At 65.3% G+C, this 23,361-nt stretch carries 12 protein-coding genes, 2 tRNA genes and 3 rRNA genes; 10 read left to right on the top strand and 7 right to left on the bottom strand.

Going from position 1 to position 23,361, the window contains the following annotated elements; all coding sequences use genetic code 11:
- Positions 1–231: 231 nt before the first annotated feature.
- The 3 genes from clpB to ilvN all read left to right on the top strand — a co-directional run bounded on the left by clpB (position 232) and on the right by ilvN (position 5,601).
- Positions 232–2,826 carry an ATP-dependent chaperone ClpB gene (clpB, locus tag FIU83_RS15890; protein ID WP_152484944.1) on the top strand — a complete coding sequence of 865 codons (2,595 nt, stop codon included), beginning with the start codon at positions 232–234 and terminating at the stop codon, positions 2,824–2,826.
- A gap of 559 nt (positions 2,827–3,385) precedes the next feature.
- Positions 3,386–5,110 carry an acetolactate synthase 3 large subunit gene (locus tag FIU83_RS15885; RefSeq protein ID WP_152484943.1) on the top strand — a complete coding sequence of 575 codons (1,725 nt, stop codon included), beginning with the start codon at positions 3,386–3,388 and terminating at the stop codon, positions 5,108–5,110.
- Entirely contained in the window at positions 5,110–5,601 is a 492-nt protein-coding gene (ilvN, locus tag FIU83_RS15880) for an acetolactate synthase small subunit (RefSeq protein WP_108446949.1), read from the top strand. The genes FIU83_RS15885 and ilvN overlap by 1 nt, the downstream gene beginning before the upstream one ends.
- A gap of 194 nt (positions 5,602–5,795) precedes the next feature.
- On the opposite strand, the gene ilvY is transcribed toward ilvN, so the two are convergent.
- The gene (gene ilvY, locus FIU83_RS15875) at positions 5,796–6,686 is read right to left on the bottom strand and encodes an HTH-type transcriptional activator IlvY (RefSeq protein ID WP_152484942.1); all 891 of its coding nucleotides are present in this window, start codon (positions 6,684–6,686) and stop codon (positions 5,796–5,798) included.
- A gap of 193 nt (positions 6,687–6,879) precedes the next feature.
- On the opposite strand from ilvY, the gene ilvC reads away from it, so the two are divergent.
- The 7 genes from ilvC (at position 6,880) to rrf (ending at position 14,628) form a co-directional block, all read left to right on the top strand.
- Positions 6,880–7,896 carry a ketol-acid reductoisomerase gene (gene ilvC / locus FIU83_RS15870; RefSeq protein WP_152484941.1) on the top strand — a complete coding sequence of 339 codons (1,017 nt, stop codon included), beginning with the start codon at positions 6,880–6,882 and terminating at the stop codon, positions 7,894–7,896.
- A gap of 128 nt (positions 7,897–8,024) precedes the next feature.
- Positions 8,025–8,861, top strand: a complete 837-nt coding sequence (gene pssA / locus FIU83_RS15865; protein ID WP_152484940.1) for a CDP-diacylglycerol--serine O-phosphatidyltransferase — start codon at positions 8,025–8,027, stop codon at positions 8,859–8,861.
- A 681-nt stretch (positions 8,862–9,542) separates the two neighbouring features.
- Positions 9,543–11,080, top strand: a 16S ribosomal RNA gene (locus FIU83_RS15860).
- A 98-nt stretch (positions 11,081–11,178) separates the two neighbouring features.
- Positions 11,179–11,255: transfer RNA gene (locus FIU83_RS15855), tRNA-Ile, on the top strand.
- A gap of 14 nt (positions 11,256–11,269) precedes the next feature.
- Positions 11,270–11,345: transfer RNA gene (locus FIU83_RS15850), tRNA-Ala, on the top strand.
- A gap of 197 nt (positions 11,346–11,542) precedes the next feature.
- Positions 11,543–14,431: ribosomal RNA gene (locus FIU83_RS15845) — 23S ribosomal RNA — on the top strand.
- Positions 14,432–14,512: 81 nt separating this feature from the next.
- Positions 14,513–14,628 (top strand): 5S ribosomal RNA (rrf, locus tag FIU83_RS15840).
- Together the 16S, 23S and 5S rRNA genes with 2 tRNA genes alongside form the textbook arrangement of a ribosomal RNA operon.
- 534 nt (positions 14,629–15,162) lie before the next feature.
- Here the strand turns inward: rrf and FIU83_RS15835 are convergent.
- The 6 genes from FIU83_RS15835 to hisC all read right to left on the bottom strand — a co-directional run bounded on the left by FIU83_RS15835 (position 15,163) and on the right by hisC (position 23,343).
- Entirely contained in the window at positions 15,163–17,310 is a 2,148-nt protein-coding gene (locus FIU83_RS15835) for a TRAP transporter permease (RefSeq protein ID WP_152484939.1), read from the bottom strand.
- A gap of 108 nt (positions 17,311–17,418) precedes the next feature.
- Positions 17,419–18,444 (bottom strand): TAXI family TRAP transporter solute-binding subunit, encoded by a 1,026-nt coding sequence (locus tag FIU83_RS15830; RefSeq protein WP_152484938.1) that lies wholly within the window; start codon positions 18,442–18,444, stop codon positions 17,419–17,421.
- Between the two features lie 197 nt (positions 18,445–18,641).
- Entirely contained in the window at positions 18,642–20,024 is a 1,383-nt protein-coding gene (locus tag FIU83_RS15825) for a sigma-54 dependent transcriptional regulator (protein WP_152484937.1), read from the bottom strand.
- A complete protein-coding gene (locus tag FIU83_RS15820; RefSeq protein ID WP_253939500.1) occupies positions 20,014–21,813 on the bottom strand; it encodes an ATP-binding protein in 1,800 nt (599 codons plus the stop codon). Before FIU83_RS15820 ends, FIU83_RS15825 begins: the two co-directional genes overlap by 11 nt.
- Positions 21,810–22,217, bottom strand: coding sequence for a VOC family protein (locus FIU83_RS15815; RefSeq protein ID WP_152484936.1), 408 nt, complete (start codon positions 22,215–22,217; stop codon positions 21,810–21,812). Before FIU83_RS15815 ends, FIU83_RS15820 begins: the two co-directional genes overlap by 4 nt.
- A 70-nt stretch (positions 22,218–22,287) precedes the next feature.
- Positions 22,288–23,343 (bottom strand): histidinol-phosphate transaminase, encoded by a 1,056-nt coding sequence (gene hisC, locus FIU83_RS15810; protein ID WP_152484935.1) that lies wholly within the window; start codon positions 23,341–23,343, stop codon positions 22,288–22,290.
- Positions 23,344–23,361 lie beyond the last annotated feature (18 nt).

Below are 23,361 nucleotides of genomic sequence, written 5' to 3'. Positions count from 1 at the left end.
GGGGTCAGACCCTTAAGTATGCTTTGGTATGAAATTCCAAAGCATGCTTAAGGGTCTGACCCCGATGGCCATGGTCTCTAGTCCGCAGGCTTGATCCATATCAACCTCCTTCGCCTTCCCTGGCCGGCGACTTGAAAGCCGGCCACCCTGACTCCATTGAAGCCCTCAAGACACATTGACAGGGTCACGCGGCGCGTCCGAACGCGCCGCCATCCCGATGGAGGAATCACCATGCGATTCGACAAGTTCACCGCCAAGCTGCAGAACGCCGTGGCCGATGCCCAGTCGCTGGCCGTGGGCCGCGGGCACAACCAGCTGGAGCCCGCCCACCTGCTGCTGGCGCTGCTCGATGCCACCGATACCGGCGTGAAGGCGCTGGTGCAGAAGGCCGGCGCCGACGCCGCGCGGCTGCGCGACGGCCTGGTCGGCCATCTCGACGACCTGCCCAAGGTCGCCAACTTCGACGGCGAGGTGCAGCCCTCTCGCGACCTGATCAAGCTCTTCAACCTCACCGACCGCGAGGCCCAGAAGCGCGGCGACCAGTACATCGCAAGCGAATTGGTGCTGCTGGCCGCCCTGGAGATGGGCGGCGCGCTGACCAAGCGGCTGACCCAGGCCGGCCTGACTCGCCAGGCGCTGGAGACCGCCGTGAGCGGCGTGCGCGGCGGCGAGAGCGTCGACGATCCCAACGCCGAGGACCAGCGCGAGGCGCTGGCCAAGTACACCCTCGATCTCAACGAGCGGGCCGCCAGTGGCAAGATCGACCCGGTGATCGGCCGCGACGACGAGATCCGCCGCACCATCCAGGTGCTGCAGCGGCGCACCAAGAACAACCCGGTGCTGATCGGCGAACCCGGCGTCGGCAAGACCGCCATCGTCGAGGGGCTCGCGCAGCGCATCGTCGACGGCGAGGTGCCGGAGGGCCTCAAGGACAAGCGCGTGCTGTCGCTGGACATGGGCGCGCTGTTGGCCGGGGCCAAGTTCCGCGGCGAGTTCGAGGAGCGCCTCAAGTCGGTGCTCAAGGAGCTGGCCCAGGAGGAGGGCCGGGTGATCCTCTTCATCGACGAGCTGCACACCATGGTCGGCGCCGGCAAGGCCGAGGGCTCCATGGACGCCGGCAACATGTTGAAACCGGCCCTGGCCCGAGGCGAGCTGCACTGCGTGGGCGCCACCACCCTCGACGAGTACCGCCAGTACATCGAGAAGGACGCGGCCCTGGAGCGCCGCTTCCAGAAGGTGCTGGTCGACGAGCCCTCCGAGGAGGACACCGTGGCGATCCTGCGCGGCCTCAAGGAGCGCTACGAGGTGCACCACGGCGTCGACATCACCGACGGCGCGATCATCGCCGCAGCCAGGCTCTCGACCCGCTACATCACCGACCGCCAGCTGCCCGACAAGGCCATCGACCTGATCGACGAGGCCTCCTCGCGCATCCGCATGGAGCTCGACTCCAAGCCCGAGGAGATGGACCGCCTCGACCGGCGCTTGATCCAGCTCAAGATGGAGCGCGAGCACCTCAAGAAGGAGACCGACGAAGCCTCCAGGAAGCGCCTCGAGGGCCTGGAGGAGCAGATCGGCGAGCTCGAGCGCGAGTACGCCGACCTCGACGAGATCTGGAAGGCCGAGAAGGCCAGCATTCAGGGCGCGGCGCAGTTCAAGGACGAGCTCGATCGCGCCCGCATCGACCTGGAGCAGGCCCGCCGCCAGGGCGACCTGGCGCGCATGTCCGAGATCCAGTACGGGGTGATCCCCGACCTGGAGAAGAAGATCGCCGAGAGCGCCGAGGCCGAGGCCGACACTACCAGGCACCAGCTGCTGCGCTCCAACGTCACCGAGGAGGAGATCGCCGAGGTGGTGTCGCGCTGGACCGGCATCCCGGTGGCCAAGATGCTCGAGGGCGAGCGTGACAAGCTGCTGCGCATGGAGGAGGCGCTCCACGAGCGGGTGATCGGCCAGGACGAGGCGGTCACCGCCGTGGCCAACGCCGTGCGCCGCTCAAGGGCCGGGCTCGCCGACCCGCACCGCCCCAACGGCTCCTTCCTGTTCCTCGGCCCGACCGGGGTGGGCAAGACGGAGCTCTGCAAGTCGCTGGCGAACTTCCTCTTCGACACCGAGGAGGCGATGGTGCGCATCGACATGTCCGAGTTCATGGAGAAGCACTCCGTGGCCCGGCTGATCGGCGCGCCTCCCGGCTACGTCGGCTACGAGGAGGGCGGCTACCTGACCGAGGCGGTGCGCCGCAAGCCCTACTCGGTGCTGCTGCTCGACGAGGTCGAGAAGGCCCACGCCGACGTCTTCAACATCCTGCTGCAGGTGCTGGAGGACGGCCGCCTCACCGACGGCCAGGGGCGCACGGTGGACTTCCGCAACACCGTGATCGTGATGACCTCCAACATGGGCTCGGACATCATCCAGCGCATGAGCAGCGACAGCGGTGACGCCGACCAGGATTATGCGCAGATGAAGGAGATGGTGATGGCGGTGGTCGCCGATCACTTCCGTCCCGAGCTGATCAACCGCATCGACGAGGTGGTGGTGTTCCACGCCCTCGGCCAGGAGCAGATCCAGGCCATCGCCGGCATCCAGCTCGAGCGCCTGCGCGCGCGCCTCGCCGAGCACGACCTGTCGCTCGAGGTCAGCGACGCGGCCCTGGCGCAGCTGGCCGTGGTCGGCTTCGACCCGGTGTTCGGGGCGCGCCCCCTCAAGCGGGCGATCCAGAGCCGCATCGAGAACCCGCTGGCCCAGGACCTGCTGGCCGGCAAGTTCACGCCCGGCGACGTCATCCATGTCGAGACGGAGGGCGACCAGCTGGTCTTCCAGAGCTGAGGCGCGAGCCCCGGCATGACAGTGACCACAATGCGCCACAAACCGCCACAAAGCGTTACGTTCGTCGCCCGGCGCCCGGGCGACAACCGTCTAGACTTAACATCAGGTTGCGTCCTGTAACCCCCCTTGCCCGCCGCTCTGCGTGAGTCGGCGGGCTCTTTTTTCTGGCGCCAGCCTGGCCGCCCGGACTTGCCGAAAGTCCCGCCATGGGCTACCCACGCGGTTTCCGCGGTTGACACGCCAACAACGCTAATGGAACCTTGAGCCTTCCTGATTTGCGGGCGCGGATACCAGCGGGCCACCCCCCAACCCCGCGCGAAGGGTAGGCCAAGGGCCTCTACCCGCCGAAGGACTTCCGGGTCCGGGCCAACCGCCCGGCCTGGCCAACGCCCCGACGCGGCGACCCGCCGTGATGAGAGTGCAGGCCCCAACAGGGCCCTTACTGCCAGGGTTTGGCATCAGGTGCCGGCACGGCCGGCAGCGGCATACCGCCGCACTCGACTTCGTGTCCCGACGGCGGACACGGATCGCACTCGAGACCTCCAGGGGAGATACATCTGTGGAACTGCTTTCCGGCGCAGACATGATTGCCCGCTTCCTCCAGGATGAGGGCGTCGAATATATCTATGGGTATCCCGGCGGGGCGGCGCTGCACATCTACGACGCGCTGTTTCGTCAGGACAAGGTCAAGCACATCCTGGTGCGCCACGAACAGGCCGCCACGCATGCCGCCGACGGCTATGCCCGGGCCTCCGGCAAGCCCGGCACGGTGCTGGTGACCTCCGGGCCCGGGGCGACCAACGCCGTCACCGGCATCGCCACCGCCTACATGGACTCGATCCCGATGGTGGTGCTGTGCGGCCAGGTGATGAGCCACCTGATCGGCGACGACGCCTTCCAGGAGACCGACATCGTCGGCGTGACCCGGCCGATCGTGAAGCACAGCTTCTCGATCAAGCACCCGACCGAGATTCCCGAAGTCCTCAAGAAGGCCTACTACCTGGCCGCGAGCGGGCGTCCCGGCCCGGTGGTGGTGGACATTCCCAAGGACATGACCGCGCCCACCGAACGCTACGAGTACGTCTACCCGAAGAAGGTCAAGATGCGCTCGTACAACCCGGTCACCCGCGGTCACACCGGCCAGATCAAGAAGGCCGTGGAGCTGATGCTCAAGGCCCGGCGCCCGGTCTTCTACACCGGCGGCGGGGTGGTCACCGGCAACGCCTGCGAGGGGCTGACCGACCTCGTGCAGCGGCTCGGCTATCCGATCACCACCACGCTGATGGGCATCGGCGCCTATCCGCAGAGCGATCGGCAGTGCCTGGGGTGGCTGGGCATGCACGGCTCCTACGAGTCGAACATGGCCATGCACCACGCCGACCTGATCATCGCGATCGGCGCGCGCTTCGACGACCGCGTGACCAACAACACCTCCAAGTTCTGCCCCACCGCGAAGATCGTCCACGTCGACATCGACCCGAGCTCGGTCTCCAAGACGGTGCGTGCCGACGTGCCCATCGTCGGCCCGGCGGGGAGCGTGATCAACGAGATGATCAGCCTGGTGCAGGGCCAGGAGATCGCCCACCCCGAGGCGCTGGCCGACTGGTGGACGCAGATCGACGGCTGGCGCGAGGAGCGTCGCGGCAAGCTCTACGAGCCCTCCAAGCCCGACGAGCCGATCAAGCCCCAGGAGGTCATCGAGGCCGTCTGCCGGGCGACCCGCGGCGAGGCCTACGTGACCACCGACGTGGGCCAGCACCAGATGTTCGCGGCCCAGTTCTACAAGTTCGACAAGCCCAATCGCTTCATCACCTCCGGTGGGCTCGGCACCATGGGCTTCGGCTTCCCGGCGGCCATGGGCATCAAGCACAACTTCCCGGAGGAGCAGGTGATCTGCGTGACCGGGGAGGGCAGCTTCCAGATGATGATGCAGGAGCTGTCGACCTGTAAGCAGTTCGGCGGCGGCGTGAAGATCGTCAACCTCAACAACGCCTCGCTGGGCATGGTGCGCCAGTGGCAGGACCTGAACTACAAGTCCCGCCATGCGCACTCCTACATGGAGTCGCTGCCCAACTTCCAGCAGTTGATCGAAGCGTATGGCTTCACCGCGCTGCGGGTGGAGACGCTGGCCGAGCTCGAACCGGCACTGGAACGGACCTTTGCCGACAAGCACGAGCTGGTGTTCCTCGACGTTCTCGTCGACCCGCACGAGCACGTCTACCCGATGCAGGTGCCCCTGGGCTCCATGCGTGACATGCTGCTTTCCAAGACGGAGCGGACCTGATGCGCCATATCATCTCGATTCTGATGGAAAACGAACCGGGCGCCCTGTCTCGCGTGGTGGGGCTGTTCTCGCAGCGCAACTTCAACATCGAAACGCTGAACGTGGCGCCCACCGACGATCCCAGCCTGTCGCGGCTGACCGTGACCACCGTGGGGGATGACCGGGTGATCGAGCAGATCACCAAGCACCTCAACAAGCTGATCGACGTGGTCAAGCTGGTGGACCTGACCGAGGGCAACCACATCGAGCGCGAGCTGATGCTGGTCAAGGTCAAGGCCCTGGGCGCGGCCCGCGACGAGGTGAAGCGCACCGTGGACATCTTCCGTGCGCAGATCGTCGATGTGACGCCGAGCCTCTACACGGTGCAGATCACCGGCGACGCGGGCAAGCTGGATGCCTTCCTCCAGGCCATGGCGCCGGTGGGCCTGCTCGAGGTGGCGCGCACCGGGGTCTCGGGCATTGCCCGGGGCGACAAGGTGCTCTCCCTTTGATTTACTACTGCGCTCGATATCTCGGCCGCCGGCGGTGCTCACAATCCTCATTGAGCAGCCAGTCAACTTCGGTTGCTGCGCTCCGGCGGCGGCCGACCTATCTTCGCTCGTGAGGTAAATCGTCCTGCTGCTAAATTGCCAGGCCGCCCCTCGGGGCGGCTTTTTTTGCTTAAGAGCAGGTTGGCTGGCCGGACTCAGAAGCGCTCCGCGACCTCGTCCCACAGCGCGGCGATCAGCGGACTCTTCAGGCGGCGCTCGAGCACGCAGAGGCCGACGTCGTAGTGGGGCAGCTCCGGCTTGACCGGCAGGATCCGCACCCGCTCCGCCAGCGGGCTCGTGTCGAGCACGATCCGCGGCACCACGCCGAGGCCGAAGCCCAGCCCCACCATGCTGACGATGGCCTCGTGCCCGGCCACCTGGGCGTAGATGCGCGGTGCCACGCCCAGTGCCCGGAACCAGGTGTCGGTGTACTGTCGTGACAGTCCGGCCTCGGAGAGGATCATCGGCACCTCCCGCCACTGCGTCGCCGAGGGCGACTCGGGGGTGGTGGGGATCCAGCCGTGGGCGGCGTGGGGCGCGATGAACACGAGCGGCGAGCGGGTCAGCGACTTGAAGCCCAGGGCGTCCGGTACCTGGCGGGGCCGCGGGGTGATCGCCATGTCCTCGTTGCCGGCCAGCACCCGCTGCAGGGACTGGGCCGGGTCGCCGGTGTGCAGCTTGAGCTCGATGCCCGGGTGGCGGGTGCGAAACTCGCTCAAGAGCTCGTAGAGGAAGCTGTAGCTGGCGGTCACCGAGCAGTAGATGCTGATCTCGCCGGTCAGGGTGTGCGCCTCGCTCATCAGCGACTGCCGCAGCGCCTCCCACTCCTCCAGGGCCTCCCGGGCGTAGGTCTGGAAGGTGCGACCCTGGCGGGTCAGCGCCACGTGTCGGTTGTCGCGCTCGAAGAGCGCGACGCCGAGGCTCTCCTCCAGCTGGCGGATCGCGCGGGAGAGGGTCGAGGGGCTGACGTGGCAGGCCTCGCTGGCGCGGCCGAAGTGCAGGGTCTCGGCCAGGGCGAGGAAGTGCTTGAGGGGGCGCATGTCCATGGCTGGCATTATTGCACAAGACGGCATGTGATATTGCAAATATCGCGTTTTACGCAACGCGCCCCTTGTCGTAAGGTGGGTCCATCGGCTGCATCGAATCCCAGTGCCGCGTCAGACGGCACGGGTGGCCATCAACGCTGAAGCTCGACACAGAACATCGAACGATCACCACTCTTTGCCTCAGGAGCACATCATGCGCGTTTATTACGACAAGGACTGCGATCTCTCCCTCATCCAGGGCAAGAAGGTCGCCATCGTGGGCTACGGGTCACAGGGCCACGCCCACGCCAACAACCTCAAGGAGTCCGGCGTCGACGTCACCGTCGCCCTGCGCGAAGGCTCCTCCTCCGCCGCCAAGGCCGAGGCCGCCGGCCTCAAGGTCGCCTCCGTCGAGGAGGCCAGCAAGAGCGCCGACGTGGTGATGATCCTGGCGCCGGACGAGAACCAGAAGGCGATCTACGAGACCCAGGTCGAACCGAACCTAAAGCAGGGTGCCACCCTGGCCTTCGCCCACGGCTTCAACATCCACTATAACCAGATCGAGCCGCGCCAGGACCTGGACGTGGTGATGATCGCGCCCAAGGCCCCGGGCCACACCGTGCGCTCCGAGTTCGTGCGCGGCGGCGGCATCCCGGACCTGATCGCCATCCACCAGGATGCCTCCGGCAACGCCAAGGAGCTCTCGCTCTCCTATGCGGCGGCCATCGGCGGCGGTCGCAGCGGCATCATCGAGACCTCGTTCAAGGACGAGACCGAGACCGACCTCTTCGGCGAGCAGGCCGTGCTGTGCGGCGGCGCCGTGGAGCTGGTCAAGGCCGGCTTCGAGACCCTGACCGAGGCGGGCTACGAGCCGGAGATGGCCTACTTCGAGTGCCTGCACGAGCTCAAGCTGATCGTCGACCTGATGTACGAGGGCGGCATCGCCAACATGAACTACTCCATCTCCAACAACGCGGAGTATGGCGAGTACGTGACCGGCACCGAGGTGATCAACGAGCAGTCTCGGGAGGCCATGCGCAACGCGCTCAAGCGCATCCAGACCGGCGAGTACGCCAAGATGTTCATCAACGAGGGCAACACCAACTACCCCTCGATGACCGCGCGTCGCCGCCTCAACGCCGAGCACCCGATCGAGCAGGTCGGCGAGAAGCTGCGCGGCATGATGCCGTGGATCGCCGCCAACCAGCTGGTCGACAAGTCCAAGAACTGATCGCGGCGAGTCGTCTCGATCGACACGAGGGCGCGGATATCCGCGCCCTCGTTGCGTTCTCTCCCCCGTGAGTGTTTCGTCACGGTGTGTGTAGAATGGAACGACACCCAAGGCGATGGAAGAAAGAGATGAGTCGGGATCCGCACAGCAGCGAGCATGAGCCGGGCCAGTCCGGTGAGGAGGACCTGGCGACGACCTTCGTGCGCGAGTCGGAGGTCATCGAGGAGGCCGAGGAGGGCGGCAAGAAGATTCGCCGCAAGGGGATCTACCTGCTGCCGAACCTGTTCACCACCTCGGCGCTCTTCTCGGGCTTCTTCGCCATGGTGGCCGCCGTCAACGGCGACTTCACCGCGGCCTCCATCGCCATCTTCATCGCCATGGTGCTGGATGGTCTGGACGGCCGGGTGGCCCGCATGACCAACACCCAGAGCGACTTCGGCGCCGAGTACGACTCCCTCTCCGACATGCTCTCCTTCGGCGTGGCTCCCGGGCTGGTGGCCTTCATCTGGATCCTTCAGGACATCGGCAAGACCGGCTGGGTGGTGGCCTTCCTCTACGTGGCCTGCGCCGCCCTGCGCCTGGCGCGTTTCAACGTGCAGATCGGCAGTGTCGACAAGAAATGGTTCATCGGCCTGCCGAGCCCCTCGGCGGCGGCCCTGGTCGCGGCCAGCGTCTGGACCTTCCACAGCTTCGATGCCGAGGCCTTCGGCTTCAAGCTGCTGATGCTCGTGGTGGTCGGCGCCGCCGGCGTGCTGATGGTCAGCAACATCCGCTACTACAGCTTCAAGGACGTCGACCTCAAGGGGCCGGTGCCCTTCGTCTTCCTGCTGGCGGTCGTGCTGGGCTTCGTGGTGATCTCCATCGAACCCTCGGTGATGCTGCTGCTGCTCTTCGGCACCTACGTGGCTTCCGGCCCGGTGATGGCGCTGATGCGCAAGCTGAAGCACTCGCCCTCCGCCCGCTGAGTCGCTAGACTCGCCCCGCCACGACGCCCGCCCCGCGCGGGCGTTCGTGTTTCTGGCCGGCGGTAAACCTATCCACACCCGGTCGTTGCCGCGGGCGCCGCAAGGCGCTGTGGATAAGGCATCTGCGGCCTCCCGGTCATCGTTTCGTCACCGCCGCGACACGCTCGCGACATTTTTCTTCACGAAGGCCTTGCACGCCTCCGGGGAAATCCGTAAAGTACGCATCCGCTGCCGGCGACGGGCCAACGTTGCAGGCGGTAATGGTGGCAGAAGTGCTTGTTTCCATTTGGGTTTTTCGAAGACGCTTTGAAAATTCCCGCTTGACGAACTCGCCGCATTCGGTAGAATGCACGCCACTCGATCGGCACTCACCTCGCAGGGCGAGATGAGGTTTCGGTCACCCGCTTCGCTTCTTCGGAACGCCTCGTAGGGTTGACAAGAAATGCCGGTCAGGTAGAATACGCCTTCCTCGCAGGGCGCCGGCGAGACCGCCGCTTCATTGATGCGGCCGGCACGACGGCAACAGCGAGATGCTCTTTAACAATCGATCAGGTAATTCATGTGGGCGCTTGTCGGGATGTCGGTGACCAGTCACTGAAACATTCAAGGCAAGCGACTCGTCAAACGAGACGTTTGAACCTTGAGCCAGGTTTGGTTCCACCTTAGGAACTATCAGACTTTAAACTGAAGAGTTTGATCATGGCTCAGATTGAACGCTGGCGGCAGGCCTAACACATGCAAGTCGAGCGGAAACGATCCTAGCTTGCTAGGAGGCGTCGAGCGGCGGACGGGTGAGTAATGCATAGGAATCTGCCCGGTAGTGGGGGATAACCTGGGGAAACTCAGGCTAATACCGCATACGCCCTACGGGGGAAAGCAGGGGATCTTCGGACCTTGCGCTATTGGATGAGCCTATGTCGGATTAGCTAGTTGGTGAGGTAATGGCTCACCAAGGCCGCGATCCGTAGCTGGTCTGAGAGGATGATCAGCCACATCGGGACTGAGACACGGCCCGAACTCCTACGGGAGGCAGCAGTGGGGAATATTGGACAATGGGCGAAAGCCTGATCCAGCCATGCCGCGTGTGTGAAGAAGGCTTTCGGGTTGTAAAGCACTTTCAGTGAGGAAGAACGCCTTCGGGTTAATACCCCGGAGGGAAGACATCACTCACAGAAGAAGCACCGGCTAACTCCGTGCCAGCAGCCGCGGTAATACGGAGGGTGCGAGCGTTAATCGGAATTACTGGGCGTAAAGCGCGCGTAGGTGGCTTGATAAGCCGGTTGTGAAAGCCCCGGGCTCAACCTGGGAACGGCATCCGGAACTGTCAGGCTAGAGTGCAGGAGAGGAAGGTAGAATTCCCGGTGTAGCGGTGAAATGCGTAGAGATCGGGAGGAATACCAGTGGCGAAGGCGGCCTTCTGGACTGACACTGACACTGAGGTGCGAAAGCGTGGGTAGCAAACAGGATTAGATACCCTGGTAGTCCACGCCGTAAACGATGTCGACTAGCCGTTGGGGTCCTTGAGACCTTTGTGGCGCAGTTAACGCGATAAGTCGACCGCCTGGGGAGTACGGCCGCAAGGTTAAAACTCAAATGAATTGACGGGGGCCCGCACAAGCGGTGGAGCATGTGGTTTAATTCGATGCAACGCGAAGAACCTTACCTACCCTTGACATCGAGCGAACTTTCCAGAGATGGATTGGTGCCTTCGGGAACGCTCAGACAGGTGCTGCATGGCTGTCGTCAGCTCGTGTTGTGAAATGTTGGGTTAAGTCCCGTAACGAGCGCAACCCTTGTCCCTATTTGCCAGCGATTCGGTCGGGAACTCTAGGGAGACTGCCGGTGACAAACCGGAGGAAGGTGGGGACGACGTCAAGTCATCATGGCCCTTACGGGTAGGGCTACACACGTGCTACAATGGTCGGTACAATGGGTTGCGAAGCCGCGAGGTGGAGCTAATCCCATAAAGCCGGTCTCAGTCCGGATCGGAGTCTGCAACTCGACTCCGTGAAGTCGGAATCGCTAGTAATCGTGAATCAGAATGTCACGGTGAATACGTTCCCGGGCCTTGTACACACCGCCCGTCACACCATGGGAGTGGACTGCACCAGAAGTGGTTAGCCTAACTTCGGAGGGCGATCACCACGGTGTGGTTCATGACTGGGGTGAAGTCGTAACAAGGTAGCCGTAGGGGAACCTGCGGCTGGATCACCTCCTTAATCGACGACGTCGCCGACACTCGGCAAGTGCTCACAATGAATTACCTGATCGACCAGAGCAAAGACTGTTTGGGTCGCGGACCCAGTGGTTTGTAGCCGGGTCTGTAGCTCAGTTGGTTAGAGCGCACCCCTGATAAGGGTGAGGTCGGCAGTTCAAGTCTGCCCAGACCCACCATTTGCAGGATCAGAGGGGCCTTAGCTCAGCTGGGAGAGCGCCTGCCTTGCACGCAGGAGGTCAGCGGTTCGATCCCGCTAGGCTCCACCATCTCTTCCCAAGACAGTCCGGTCACAGAGACCAGCGGCAAGCCAGATGGCTTCCCACTGTTCTCTGAACAGTGCTCTTTAACAATGTGAATCATGCTGACAAAGCGTTGCTTTCGAAAGAAGGCAACATGAGATACGTCTCAAGCGTATCCGGCAATTGTCGATTGTCATCGCGGACCAGACCTCTTGGGGTTATATGGTCAAGCGATGAAGCGCACACGGTGGATGCCTAGGCAGCCAGAGGCGATGAAAGACGTGGAAGCCTGCGATAAGGCTCGGCGAGGTGGCAAACAACCTGCGACCCGGGCATTTCTGAATGGGGAAACCCACCCACGGTAACGTGGGTATCCTGCACTGAATACATAGGTGCCAGGAGGCGAACCGGGGGAACTGAAACATCTCATTACCCCGAGGAAAAGAAATCAACCGAGATTCCCCTAGTAGCGGCGAGCGAACGGGGACCAGCCCTTAAGCACCATGACCGATAGACGAAGTGGTTGGGAAGCCACGCGATACAGGGTGATAGCCCCGTAGTCGAAATCCGATTGGTGTGAAATCGAGTAGGTCGGGGCACGAGAAACCTTGACTGAAGACGGGGGGACCATCCTCCAAGGCTAAATACTCCTGGCTGACCGATAGTGAACCAGTACCGTGAGGGAAAGGCGAAAAGAACCCCGGAGAGGGGAGTGAAATAGATCCTGAAACCGTGTGCGTACAAGCAGTGGGAGCCGACTCGTTCGGTGACCGCGTACCTTTTGTATAATGGGTCAGCGACTTATTTTCAGTGGCGAGCTTAACCGTATAGGGGAGGCGTAGGGAAACCGAGTCTTAACTGGGCGACCAGTCGCTGGGAATAGACCCGAAACCGGGCGATCTATCCATGAGCAGGTTGAAGGTTGAGTAACATCAACTGGAGGACCGAACCAGGATCTGTTGAAAAAGATTTGGATGACTTGTGGATCGGAGTGAAAGGCTAATCAAGCCCGGAGATAGCTGGTTCTCCTCGAAAGCTATTTAGGTAGCGCCTCACGTAGCGCCGCCGGGGGTAGAGCACTGTTTCGGCTAGGGGGTCATCCCGACTTACCAACCCGAGGCAAACTCCGAATACCGGTGAGTGACGCGTGGGAGACACACAGCGGGTGCTAACGTCCGTTGTGAAAAGGGAAACAACCCAGACCGTCAGCTAAGGTCCCCAAATCCTGGTTAAGTGGGAAACGATGTGGGAAGGCTCAGACAGCTAGGAGGTTGGCTTAGAAGCAGCCATCCTTTAAAGAAAGCGTAATAGCTCACTAGTCGAGTCGGCCTGCGCGGAAGATGTAACGGGGCTCAAACCAGGTACCGAAGCTACGGGTTCATCCTCTGGATGAGCGGTAGAGGAGCGTCGTGTACGCCGATGAAGGTGAGTCGAGAGGCTTGCTGGAGGTATCACGAGTGCGAATGCTGACATGAGTAACGACAAGGGGAGTGAAAAACTCCCCCGCCGGAAGACCAAGGGTTTCTGTTCGACGCTAATCGGAGCAGAGTGAGTCGGCCCCTAAGGCGAGGCCGAAAGGCGTAGTCGATGGGAAACGGGTCAATATTCCCGTACTTCACTGTATTGCGATGGGGGGACGAAGAAGGCTAGGTGAGCCAGGCGTTGGTTGTCCTGGTGAAAGTCAGTAGGCCGAGGAATCAGGCAAATCCGGTTCCTTAACGCCGAGAGACGAGACGAACAGACTACGGTCTGGAAGTCATCGATGCCACGCTTCCAGGAAAAGCCTCTAAGCTTCAGATACAGTGGAACCGTACCCCAAACCGACACAGGTGGTCAGGTAGAGAATACCAAGGCGCTTGAGAGAACTCGGGTGAAGGAACTAGGCAAAATGGTGCCGTAACTTCGGGAGAAGGCACGCCGCACTAGCGTGATGGGACTTGCTCCCTAAGCGCGAAGCGGTCGAAGATACCAGGTGGCTGCAACTGTTTATTAAAAACACAGTACTCTGCAAACGCGTAAGCGGACGTATAGGGTATGACGCCTGCCCGGTGCCGGAAGGTTAATTGATGGTGTTAGCGTAAGCGAAGCTCCTGATCGAAGCCCCGGTAAACGGCGGCCGTAACTATAACGGTCCTAAGGTAGCGAAATTCCTTGTCGGGTAAGTTCCGACCTGCACGAATGGCGTAATGATGGCCACGCTGTCTCCACCCGAGACTCAGTGAAATTGAAATCGCAGTGAAGATGCTGTGTACCCGCGGCTAGACGGAAAGACCCCGTGAACCTTTACTATAGCTTCACACTGGACGCTGATGTTGCTTGTGTAGGATAGCTGGGAGGCTTGGAAACCGTGGCGCCAGCCACGGTGGAGCCAACCTTGAAATACCAGCCTGGCATCATTGGCGTTCTAACTCAGGTCCGTTATCCGGATCGAGGACCGTGTGTGGTGGGTAGTTTGACTGGGGCGGTCTCCTCCCAAAGCGTAACGGAGGAGCACGAAGGTACCCTCAGCACGGTTGGAAATCGTGCATTGAGTGCAAGAGCATAAGGGTGCTTAACTGCGAGACAGACACGTCGAGCAGGTACGAAAGTAGGTTCTAGTGATCCGGTGGTTCTGTATGGAAGGGCCATCGCTCAACGGATAAAAGGTACTCCGGGGATAACAGGCTGATACCGCCCAAGAGTTCACATCGACGGCGGTGTTTGGCACCTCGATGTCGGCTCATCACATCCTGGGGCTGAAGTCGGTCCCAAGGGTATGGCTGTTCGCCATTTAAAGTGGTACGCGAGCTGGGTTTAGAACGTCGTGAGACAGTTCGGTCCCTATCTGCCGTGGGCGTTGGAGATTTGAGAAGTGCTGCTCCTAGTACGAGAGGACCGGAGTGGACGCACCTCTGGTGTTCCGGTTGTCACGCCAGTGGCATTGCCGGGTAGCTATGTGCGGACGGGATAACCGCTGAAAGCATCTAAGCGGGAAGCCCCCTTCAAGATGAGATCTCCCCGAGGCCTCGAGCCTCCTGAAGGGCCCAGCAAGACCAGCTGGTTGATAGGCCGGGTGTGGAAGCGCTGCAAGGCGTTGAGCTAACCGGTACTAATGGCCCGTGAGGCTTGACCATATAACACCCAAGCGGTCTGCCGATGGCAACCGACAGACGGATACGCGAGACGATCTCGTCAGCATGATTCACCGTTTTTCGCCTGACGACCATAGCGTACGGGAACCACCTGATCCCATGCCGAACTCAGCAGTGAAACCGATCAGCGCCGATGGTAGTGTGGGGCCTCCCCATGCGAGAGTAGGTCATCGTCAGGCACCTATTCCGAGAAAACCCCGAGCTCAACGAGCTCGGGGTTTTTTCATGCGCGGGTGTTTTTGCGCGAGGCGTGCACCCGCCCAGGTCGCCGGCCATCGGCGCGGCCATCCCAGGCACCGATTTCGAGACAACCCCGAGCTCAGCCGAGCTCGGGGTTTTTTCATGCGTGGGTGTCTGTCGTGCGGGACGGACCCAGGTCATCCAGCGCGTCGGGCTTCCCCTCGCCATCCTGGGTGGCGCGTTGGCGACGCGAGGGGCCAGTCGATACCCGCTGCCGAGGGGGCGAGCCTCGAGCCGAAGCAAGCACCGGAGGACGGGGTGGAGCCGGCGCATCGCGATTCCGGCATCAGTGCGTCGGTGGTGGGGACTGTCTGCCTGTCGAGGCAGAAGGGGCGGCCGAGAAGCCCCGGGGTGCCCGGTCACAAGGACAGGGGCGGGGGGGCCGGTCGATGGTGTGCAGGGAGGAGGCGGGGAAGGCATGCAGGCCCCCGACGGGTGTCGGGGGCCGTCGTGCTGTCGACCGGAGGGGGCGTCTACTCGGTCTGGGCGTTCGCGAGGGCGGGGGCGGAGTGGCGGCCGAGGCGGTAGCTCCACAGCAGTACCGCCATGAAGATGACCAGGCCCAGCAGGTCCAGGGTCAGGTGGCCGTGGGGCCACAGCATCAGCGCCCCGATCGGGAACATGCCGAGGCGCAGCCACCAGGGCAGCTCGTGCTCCAGGTAACCCTCGAGCCCGGCGATGATGGCGTAGATGCCGAACGCGGCGAACACGAACACGGTGACCATGTCGAGGGCCGAGCCGGTGATCAGCGGCGACCAGACGAACAGCAGGGGGATGATGTACAGGCCCTTGGCGATCTTCCAGGCGGTGAAGCCGGTACGCATCTGCGGCGTCTCGGCGATGGCCGCCGCGGCGAAGGCCGTCAGACACACCGGCGGGGTGACGTTGGAGTCCTGGGACAGCCAGAAGATCACCATGTGGGCCGCGACCAGCAGCATGGTCAGGGTGTGCGGTGACAGCGCCTGCTCATAGAGCTGGGTACGGAAGTTGTCCGGTACCACCGACAGCAGCTCCCTGGCCGAGGCGGCATCCATCGGCGCGTTCAGGGCGGCCAGCTGGTCCGGGGCGGCCAGCATGAAGATGGCCTTGGCCTGCTCGGGGAGCTGGCCGTTCATCAGCAGGTCGATCAGCTGGTCCTGGGCCATCAGGCCGTAGAGCGCCGGCGCCGACAGGGTGCCCAGCACGATGTAGGCCGCGGTGACCGGCAGGCCCATGCCCAGCACCAGGGAGGCCACGGCGATCAGCACCAGGGTGATCAGCAGGCTGCCGCCGGCCCAATCGGCGATCATCAGCGAGAAGACGTTGCCGATACCGGTGGTGGAGACCACGTTGACGATCAGCCCGACCGTCATCAGCAGGATGGCGGTCGTGATCATGTTGCGCGTGCCGAGCGAGAGGGCCTCGAGGATGGCCCGGAAGGTCATCGGCGTCTTCGACAGCCAGGAGGCGGCCACCACCGAGAGGATGGCGATGCCCGCGGCGTAGGTGGGGGTGAAGCCGTAGATCAGGGCGGCGACCAGCACCACCAGCGGCAGCAGGTAGTGCCAACCGCCCTTGAGCACGGTCAGAATCCCCGGCGCGTCCTCGTCGGCCAGCTGGTGGGCATGGCTGCGCTTGGCCTCGATGCGCACGAACATGGCGACGGAGATGAAGTACAGCAGCGCCGGCAGGGCCGCGATGCCGATGATGGAGAGGTAGGAGACCTGGGTGTAGGACGCCATGATGAAGGCGCCCGCGCCCATGACCGGTGGCATCAGCTGGCCACCGGTGGAGGCGGCGGCCTCCACGCCGGCCGCGAAGCGGGCCGGGAAGCCGGCCTTGCGCATCATCGGGATGGTGATGACGCCGGTGGAGACGGTGTTGGCGACGCTGGAGCCGGAGACCGAGCCCATCAGGCCGGAGGCGAAGACGGCGACGAAGCCGGGACCGCCGACGAAGCGCCCGGCGGCGCAGCGTGCCAGTTCGATGATGAAATCGCCGGCTCCCGAGCGCACCAGGAAGGCGCCGAAGAGGATGAACATGAACACGTAGGACCAGGAGATGCGGGCGATGGAGCCCAGCATGCCCTCGCCGCCCATGTAGCTGCGGAACAGCACGGTTTCCCAGCTCAGCCCCGGGAAGTTGAACACGCCGCCGACGTACTGGCCCCACCAGGCCACGTAGGTCAGGGCGACCAGGCACAGCGCCGGGATGAACCAGCCGGTGGTGCGCCGGGCGAACTCCAGCACCAGCCCCAGGGCGACGATGGACACGACCCAGTCGGCGGTGGAGAAGCGCACGCCGCGATCATAGAGCGCATCCTCGAAGGCGATCAGGTACAGGGCGCAGCCCAGCGCGGCCAGGCCCAGCAGGATGTCGAGCAGCAGGACCAGCCGCTGACGCGACGGCTGGGCGGCCTGGCACATCGGCACGGCCAGCGCGCACAGCAGGCCGAACAGCCCGAAGTGCAGCGCGCTGGTCCAGATCTCGGACAGGGTGCTGAAGGTGTTGAAGTAGAGGTGGCTCAGGGCGATGACGAGGGTCAGGCCAAACAGCAGGCGCCCGAGCCAAGGGTGCTCGAGGCGCGCCGGGGCCTCCTGGGCCGACTCGTCGCGCACCTCGCGTGCGGGGGGGGTGTTCATGGAAGCTCTCCTGGAACGGACGCCAGCGGCCACGATAGGGGCCGCTGGCGTCGGGCATGCCTCGAGGAGCCGACCGGGCCCGGGGCCCGGCCGGCCGTCGTGGGGGAATCAGTCGGCGATCAGGGTGTCCGGGATCTCCAGCCCCTGCTCCTCGAAGAAGCGCGCCGCGCCGGGGTGAAGGGGCATCGGCAGGCCGTCGAGGGCCTTCTCCAGCGCCATGGCCCGGGTGGCGGGGTGGATGTTGTTGAGGAACGGGAGGTTCTCGTACATCGCCTTGGTGATCTGGTAGACGTGCTCGTCGGGCACGTCGGCATTGGCCACCAGGATGTTGGGCTGGGCGATGGTGTCGATCGCCTCGTCCTGGCCCGGGTAGGTGTCGGCATCGATCCGGTAGGGGCTCCAGACCGGGTACTCCCCGTTGATGCGCGCCAGCTGGTCCTCGGTGATCTCCAGCACGCTGATCTCGTCGCCCATGTTGGCGAAGGCGCTGGTGACCGCGGAAGCCGGGGCGCCGGCCGGAATGTTCATGCCGTCGATGTTGCCGTTCTGCATGGCCTCGGCACTGGCGCTGTAGCCCAGGTAGGCCAGGTCCATCCGCTCGGGGTCGATCTCGAGGCCGGCAAGAATCTGCCGACCGGAGCCCTCGGTGCCCGAGTTGCGCGCGCCGATGGAGAAGCCGTGATCGTAGAGGCCGGCCAGGTCGTCGATGGTGCCGGTGTCCACCAGGTCGTTGCGCACCACGAAGTGCTCGACGTTCTGCCACAGCATGGAGACCGACCGGATGTTCTTGTAGGCCTTGGGCACCGGCCCGCTGCCGTTCCAGGCCCAGGCGCCGTACAGGGCCTGGATGATGCCGAACTGCGCCTCGTCGGCGTCCATCAGGCGCAGGTTCTCCGCCGAGCCGGCCGAGCTGATGGCCGATACCGAGAGGTCATGGGTGGGCTCGAGCTTGACCCGCACCAGGGTCGAGAGGGCGACGCCGACCGGATAGAAGGTGCCGCCGGTGGTGGCCGTGCCCATGATGTACTGGCCGCCTGCCGCTGCCGACTGGGCGGAGGCCGCGGATGCGCCCAGGCCGAGGGCCGTGGCGGTGGAGAGGGTCAGGGCGAGTTTCAGGAACTGGCGTTTTTGCATACGAGCCTCCGTCGCAAGCGAGTTATTTTGATGATTGACCCGCTGTTATAGCGACAAGCTTGCCAAGAAGAGGCTTCTGCTTTTTATTCAATGGGTTGGTGAGGCATTGGCCGGGGAGCTCTGGCGTCGTTCCCGCGCCATCGGCCATTTCCTGCCGATGGCGCCACCGGCCATCGGCAGGAAATGGCCGATGCCCGTCAGGCCTCGTCCGGGCTGCAGGCGTCGCGGTCTCCGGGCGCGAGGAAGGCCTCGCGGCGCAGCCCGTGGCGAAGCATCTTCTGGTTGAGGGTTCGCCTGGGCAGTTCCAGCTCGTCCATCACCGCCTGGATGTTGCCGCCATGGCGGCCCAGGGCCGCCCGCAGCAAGGCGCACTCGAAGGCGGCGACCTGGGCGTTCAGCGAGCCGAACTCGCTCGCCTCGCCGTCCTCGAGGCCGGCGATCTCGAGCCCCAGCACGAAGCGGGTGGCGGCATTGCGCAACTGACGCAGGTTGCCCGGCCACGGCTGCCGCTCGAGGGCCCGGAGCAGGCGGGGCGATGCCACGGGCGTATCGCGCTCGTGGACCGCGGCGGCCTGTCGGCAGAAATGGGCGAACAGCGTGGCGATATCCTCGCGGCGCTCCCGCAGCGGCGGCAGGCGCAGCTCGGTAATGGCCAGCCGGTAGTAGAGGTCCTCCCGGAACTGCCCCTCGCGGACCAGCGTCGGTAGGTCGGCCTTGGCGGCCGCCACCACGCGCAGGTCCACCGGGCGCACCGCGTTGCTGCCCAGCGGCGTGACCTCCCCCTCCTGCAGGGCGCGCAGCAGCTTGACCTGGGCGCTCAGCGGCAGGGACTCGACCTCGTCGAGGAACAGGGTGCCGCCGCTGGCATGTTCCAGCTGGCCGATGCGCCGGCCGTGCGCCCCGGTGAAGGCGCCCTTCTCGTGACCGAACAGCTCCGACTCGATCAGCTCCGGAGAGAGGGCGCCGCAGTTGAGGGCGACGAAGGGAGCCGCGTCGCCGGGGCCGAACTCATGCAGGCAGCGCGCGACCACCTCCTTGCCGCTGCCGGTCTCGCCCTGCACGAGAACGTTGGCCCGCACCGGGGCCAGGGTCTCGAGCTGCCGGCGCAGGGCCACCATGGCCGGCGCCTGGCCCAGCAGGCGGCCCGCCAGGTCGCCCTGGCGCAGGGTCTGCCGGAGGCGCTCGTTCTCCAGCGTCAGCCGGCGCTGTGCGAGGGCGCGGCGCACGCACTCCTCGAGACGCTCCGGCGCGAAGGGCTTCTCCACGAAGTCCCAGCAGCCGGCCTGCATGGCCGCGACCGCCATGGGCACGTCGCCATGGCCGGTGATGAGCACCACCGGGGGCGCCATCTCGAGCGCCTGGACGGCATCGAGCAGCGCCAGGCCGTCCATGCCCGGCATCTTGACGTCGCTGACCAGCACGCCGCAGGGGGCCCCCTGGTGCAGGGCCTCGAGGGCCGGCGTCGCGGCCTCGAAGGTGCGCACCGCCAGGTCCGAGACCTCCAGCCACTGGCTCAGCGACTCCCGGACGTCCGGGTCGTCGTCCACCAGCCACACGGGGAGGGTGTCTTCAGTCGGCATCTCGGGCGTCTCCAGCGAGTGAGGTCGGCGTCGCGGCGAGGGGCAGGGTGACCTCGAAACAGGCACCGCCCCGCTCGAGGTTGGTCGCGGTGATGCGGCCCTCCAGGTCCTGCACGATGCCGAAGCAGATGAACAGCCCCAGCCCCAGGCCGTCGCCCACCGCCTTGGTGGTGAAGAAGGGATCGAAGAGCCGGCTCAGGATGGCCTCGTCGATCCCGGGACCGTTGTCGGCGATCCGCAGCGTCAGGCTCTCCTCGCCGGGCACCAGGGCGATGGCGAGTCGCGGCCGCTCGACCGTCGCCAGGGCGTCCAGGGCGTTGCGCAGCAGGTTGGTCAGCAGCTGTTCGATGCGCAGCGTATCGCCGAGGACCGGGGGACACGGCGAGGCGTCCCGGTCGAGCGCCACCTCGACGCCCTGGCGGCGCAGGCGTTCGTCGAGCAGTTCCAGCACGAAGGCCAGGCGCTCCTCCAGGTCGATCGGTTCGCGGCTGCCGCCCCGGCGGGCGAACAGCCGGAGCTGGCGAATCAGCGCATCCTGGCGATCGCAGAGCGACTGGATCCGCGCGAAGTTGCCCTCGGCCGCGTCGTGTCGGCCCCTGGCCATCAGGCGAGCCCCGTTGGCGGCATAGGTGCGAATGCCCGAGAGCGGCTGGTTCAGCTCGTGGGCGATGCCCGCCGCCATGGTGCCGAGCGAGGCCAGCTTGCCGGCTTGCACCAGCTCCTCCTGGGCCTCCTGTAGCGCTCGGGTGCGCTCGATGACTCGCGACTCGAGGTGCTCGTTGGCCTCGCGCACGATGCGCGCCTCTCGGTCCCGCAGGCGATGTCTCTTCTGGCGTTCGCGCAGCCACAGCCCCAGCAGCACCAGCACCAGGGTGGCGCCCGCCGCCGCCAGGAAGGCGTTGCGGGCGTCCTGGTACAGCGGCCGCATCGGCACCAGGTAGTGCATGGTCCAGCCCAGTCGCCGCTGCGCCCGCGACAGGTCCAGGTAGCGCTCGCTGACGGAGCCGCTGCCGATGACCAGCGAACCGTCGGCCAGCACCTCGCCGAGGCGCTCGAGGGGGCGCTCGAGGAACTGGCGTTGCTGGCGGATCTCGTCCATGGCCGCGGGCCCGATCGGGGCGAGGGTGCGGTACCGCCAGCCGGGACGGCTGGAGAGGATCACCACGCCGTTGGCATCGGAGAGCAGGACCGTTTCCCCGGCGCGCCGCCAGCTCGCCTGCAGCGATTCCAGCGCCACCTTGATGGCCACCACGCCCAGTGCCTGGCCGTCGGCGGCCGAGATCACCGGCGTCGAGATGAAGTAGCCGGCCCGCTCGGTGGTGCTGCCGATGGCGAAGAACTCGCCCTCGCCCCGGTGCAGGGCATCCTGGAAGTAGGGGCGAAAGCCGTAATGGTGACCGATGAAGCTGTCGACGGTGGCGTGGTTGCTGCTGGCGACGGTGTGGCCTTGCCGGTCGAGCAGGAAGATCGCCTCGGCCCCGGCGTCGGCGGCGACCCGCTCGAGATAGCGGTTGGCGCGCTCGAGGGTGGCGCCCGAGGGGGCGTCCACCGCCGCGCGGAGCCGCGGCTGGCTCGCCAGCAGCCGCGGCAGGTAGGCGAAGCGCGCCAGGGCGCCCTCCAGGGTGGTGGAGTAGAGCGACAGCCGGTTCTGGGCATGCTGGCGGGCGACCTCCAGCGACTGCTGGAACTGCCACTGCCACACGCCCCACCACAGGGCGGCCGCCAGCAGGCCGGCGCCGCCCAGCAGGGCGAGGTGCCAGGGGCGCGTCACGGTGGTCGGCGCGTTCACGAGGCGGCTTCGTACAGCTCGATGGGCGTGCCGTCCGGGTCGCTGAAGAAGGTGAAGCGGGCCCCGGTGCCCTCGTCGACGCGGATCGGCTCGGGATCGGCACCCCGCGCCTCGAGCCGTGTCACGCAGGCATCGAGGTCCGGCGTGGCCAGCGCCAGGTGGCGCAACCCGCAGGCCTCGGGATAGCTGGGGCGCGGCGGCGGCGAGGGGAAGGAGAACAGCTCGAGCCGGGTGCCACCGGGCAGGCGCAGGTCGAGCTTGTGGCTGTCGCGGGCCTCGCGGTAGGTCTCATGGAGGATCTCGGCGTCCAGCACCTCGAGGTAGAAGCGCCTGGCGCGCGGATAGTCGGCGGTGATCAGGGCCACGTGGTGCACGCCGGCCAGCGGCAATCGTTCCTCGCTCATGGCATGACTCGTCGGTGGGTCGGGGGACGGTGCGGGCCACGCGAACGGCGTGCCCCGCAGGCGGCCCGGCTCAGCGGCACAGGCTCTCCAGGGCCTCGATGAGGCTGTCCATCTCGTCATCCGTGCCGATGGAGATGCGCAGGTGGTCGCGCAGCGCCTCGGTGTCGAAGTGGCGCACCAGCACGCCGCGCTCGCGCAGGCCCACGAAGAGCTGGGCGGCGTCGTGCTCGGGGTGGCTCACCAGCAGGAAGTTGGTCTGCGAGGGCAGCGCCTCGAAGCCCAGGCTCTCGAGACGCCCCCGGGTGCGCTCGCGGGTGGTGATCACCGCCTCCCGACAGGCCTCGAAGTGCTCGCGATCGCCGAGCGAGGCGATGCCCAGGGCGCTGGCCAGGCTGTCGATGGGGTAGGAGTTGAAGGAGTCCTTGACCCGCTCCAGGCCCTCGATCAGCTCCCGTGAGCCCACGGCGTAGCCCAGGCGCAGGCCGGCGAGGCTGCGCGACTTGGAGAAGGTGCCGGTGACCAGCAGGTTGGGATAGCGCTCGACCAGCGGGGCCGCGCTCTCGCCGCCGAAGTCCACGTAGGCCTCGTCGACCAGCACCACCGACTCGGTGACCCGCTCGAGCAGCCGGGCGATGGCCTCGCGTCCGTGGCCGTGGCCGGTGGGAGCGTTGGGATTGGCGAAGATCACGCCGCCGGCCTCCTCGGGGAAGGCGTCGAGGTCGACGCGCCACTGGTCGTCCAGCGGGTGCGGGCGGCGCTCGACCCCGTAGAGGCGGCAGTAGACCGGATAGAAGCTGTAGGAGATGGCCGGCATCGACAGCGGCCGCGACTGGCGGAAGAAGGCCTGGAAGGCCAGGGCCAGCACCTCGTCGGAACCGTTGCCGACGAAGACCTGGGCGGTCTCCACCCCGAGCGACTCGGCCAGGGCCTCGCGCAGGGCCAGCGAGGTCGGGTCCGGGTAGCGGCGCAGGTGGTCGGCGGAAAACTCGCGCAGGGCCGCCTCGACGGCCGGGGCCGGCGGGTAGGGGTTCTCGTTGGTGTTCAGCTTGATCAGCCGCTCGCGGGGCTGCTCTCCCGGTACGTAGGGCGTCAGCTCGCGAACCTCAGGGCTCCAGAACTTGCTCATGATCACTCGCTCGAGGGG

This window comes from Halomonas sp. THAF5a (assembly GCF_009363755.1).
Lineage (GTDB): Bacteria > Pseudomonadota > Gammaproteobacteria > Pseudomonadales > Halomonadaceae > Halomonas.
Note: the sequence above shows the minus strand (reverse complement) of the source record. Positions and strands in the feature narration are given on the sequence as shown.